The 2,941-nt window shown below is 74.5% G+C and carries 2 protein-coding genes and 1 pseudogene; all 3 read left to right on the top strand.

The annotated features are described in order from the left end of the window. Positions 1-408, top strand: a 408-nt coding sequence (locus AB0I76_RS26425; RefSeq protein ID WP_357040793.1) for a DUF559 domain-containing protein, incomplete at its 5' end; no start/stop codon positions are given. After that, the gene (locus AB0I76_RS26430) at positions 405-1,103 is read left to right on the top strand and encodes a hypothetical protein (protein ID WP_357040796.1); all 699 of its coding nucleotides are present in this window, start codon (positions 405-407) and stop codon (positions 1,101-1,103) included. The genes AB0I76_RS26425 and AB0I76_RS26430, both read left to right, overlap by 4 nt. Beyond that, positions 1,100-2,941, top strand: a pseudogene (locus AB0I76_RS26435) (AAA family ATPase); the annotation flags it as partial. The gene AB0I76_RS26430 and the pseudogene AB0I76_RS26435, both read left to right, overlap by 4 nt.

Genomic DNA, 2,941 nt, shown 5'->3' on the forward strand with positions numbered 1-2,941 from the left:
GGCGAACCGGTGGTGCTGGCCTGGCCGCCGATCGCCGGGGTGCCGCGCGGCGACAGCCCGGCGGAGCAGGCGCTGGAACGCGCGCTCGCGGCGCACGAGTGGGCGCGGGGCCGGCGCTGGAACCAGACCTACGAGTGGCACGCGCTCGGCGAGTCGTACCGGCTGGATCTGTTTTGGCCCGCCGAGGGTCTTGCGGTCGAGGTGGACGGCCCGGAGCATCGGGGGCGAATCACTTTCGCCAACGACCGGCGGAGGGACGTGCAGCTGCAACTTCTCGGGCTGGACGTGCTCCGCTTCACCAACGAGCAGGTGCTGTCCGACGTGCCGGCGGTGGTCGACGGGATCCGTCGGCTGCTGGCCCGGCGACGCGCGGACGGCACGTACCCCCACGGAGATGAGACACCATGACGAGCCCGGCGGACGTCCCGAGCCTGACGCCGAACCAGATCAACGCCCTCGTGGTGCTGATGGTCGAGGCACGCCGACTCACCAACGTCGAGCTGCGGGAGCTGGCCGGCTTCGCGCTGACCGGCAAGGACAACGAGAAGCTGGTCAGGCTCGGCCTGGTCGAGACCGACCGGTCGCACCGGCCGTTCGCCCACGAGCTGACCGACGAGGGCTGGCGGGTGGTGCGGCAGCTGCACACCGCCCCGCCGCCGAAGTCGGGCGGTTCCACGACCCGGTCGCTGCTCGTCGTCCTGTCCAACCTGCACCGCTCGCTGGACCGGCTGCGGGTCAGCCACGGCGACTTCTTCAAGCAGACCGGCGAGTCGGCTCCGGCCGCCGTCACCCCGCCGGAGCCCGCCGCCCCGGCCACGACGACCGCCCCGGTGGCGACGGTGGACGTGGAGGCGAGGGTCCGCGCGGCGTACCGGGACCTGGCGAGGGCGCCGGGTGCCTGGGTCGGCCTCGCGGACGTCCGGGACCGGCTCAGCGACACCGACCGGGCCACGGTCGACGCGACGTTGCGGACGATGGTCGGCCGGGAGGACGTCCGCATCATCCCGGTGGCGAACACCAAGTCGCTGACCCCGCGGGACCGGGCCGCGGCCGTGCGGATCGGGAACGAGGACAACCACGCCCTGGCGATCGGCGCCGCGTGATCCCCGACGACCAGCGGGCCGCCCTGGAGGCGGTGAGTCTCCAGCCGGCGGTCACCCCGGACGACGTCTGGCGGCCCAGCCGGCACAACGTGCCGGAGCTGCACGAGAAGGTGGTCGCGGAGATCCTGCGCGGGGTGGCGCGGGCGCGTACCGACGACACCAGCGTGCCGCTCGGCGTGGCCATGCAGGGCCGCGCGGGCGCCGGCAAGACGCACCTGCTCGGCGCCGTACGCGAACGCATCCAGCACGACGGCGGCTACTTCTTCCTGGTCGACATGGTCAGCGGCAAGACGTTCTGGGAGAGCGTCGCGCTGGCCCTGGTGGAAGGCATGGGCCGCGACCACATCGGCTGGGGCACCCAGCTGCGGACCTTCCTGCGCCGGCTCACCCCCCAGCTCGGGCTGCCGGTCGACGTCCGCGACGCGGTCGCCGGCATGCGACCGGTCGAGCGCGAGCACCTGGACGCGTTCATTCGGGCGCTGCGCACCCGTGACCGCGAGGTCGGGCGGGACTGCCAGGACACGGCCCGGGCACTGGTCCTGCACGGCGCCGTCGACTTCGAGGCGCAGGACGTCGGCTACGCCCACCTGATCTCCGAGGCGGGCGACCCGGCCGGTCGGGCGGCGTGGGGGCTCAGCGCCGCGATCCGTACCCCGCAGCAGATCGTCCAGGACATCTCCCGGTTGATGGCGCTGACGCTGGACCCCACGGTCATCGCCGTCGACCAGCTCGACACGCTCTTCGCGCAGACCAGCACGTCGCTGCTGGACCAGCACGCCGGGCTGGAGGACGGCCAGGCGAAGGTGATCGGCCCGATCGCCGACGGTCTGCTCAAGCTCCGCGACGTCACCCGCCGCACCCTCGTCGTCGTCTCCTGCCTGCCGGACACCTGGGAGCTGCTGACCCGCAGCGCGCCCACCCCGGTCGGGGACCGGTTCCGCCAGGCCACCCTCCCGGACCGGATCCCCACCCCGGAGATCGGCCGAGCCATCGTGGCGAAGCGGCTGTCCGCCGCCTTCGCCGGCCCGCGCTTCGTACCACCTCACCCCACGTGGCCGATCCACGCCGCCGCCTTCGCCGACGCGCCCACCCTGACGCCGCGCGCCCTGCTGCGCCGGGTGGACCGCCACGTCTCCTGGTGCCGCGACCGCGACGAGGTGGTGGAACTCGACCGCCTCATCGACGGCGCCGACGCGACATCGACACCGGCCCCCGGTGCCGGAGGGGCCGGCGACCAGACGGCGGACGAGCGGCAGCTCCGCGAGCTGGACGCACGGTTCGCCGAGCTGGTCGCGGCGGCGGACGTGGCGGCGGCTCTCGCCCCGTCCACCGAGGACGAGCACATGCCGCCGCTGCTCGCGGCGGGGCTGGCGGCCTGGATCGCCGAGCAGGCGCCGACCGGTGCCACCTACAAGTACGACCCCCCGCCGGGGCGCAAGCCCGCGCTGCACGGGCGGCTCATCGAGGTGCTCGACGAGGCCACCGAGAACGAGGCGCACTGGTGTTTCCGGGCCGTCGCCCACCCCAACGCGGTCGCGGTCACCGCGCGGGTCCGGGCCGCCTGCACCATGGCGGGGCTGGACCGGGAGCTGCCGCAACGCCGGCTGGTGCTGCTGCGCAACGGCCCGTGGCCGAGCGGGAGACGTACGACCGAGGTGTTGACCGCCTTCGACGCGGCCGGCGGCGTCCGGTGCGGGGTGGCGGAGGCGGACCTGCGGGTCTTCGCGGCGCTGCGGGTGCTGGCGGCCGAGCCGTCCGCCGCCTTGCAGGAGTGGCTGGTGGCCCGCCGCCCCGCCAGCGGCACCAGCCTGTTCCGGGCGGTCCTGCCCGGGCCCGAC

It is taken from the genome of Micromonospora sp. NPDC049799, assembly GCF_040656655.1.
Taxonomy (GTDB): Bacteria; Actinomycetota; Actinomycetes; order Mycobacteriales; family Micromonosporaceae; genus Micromonospora.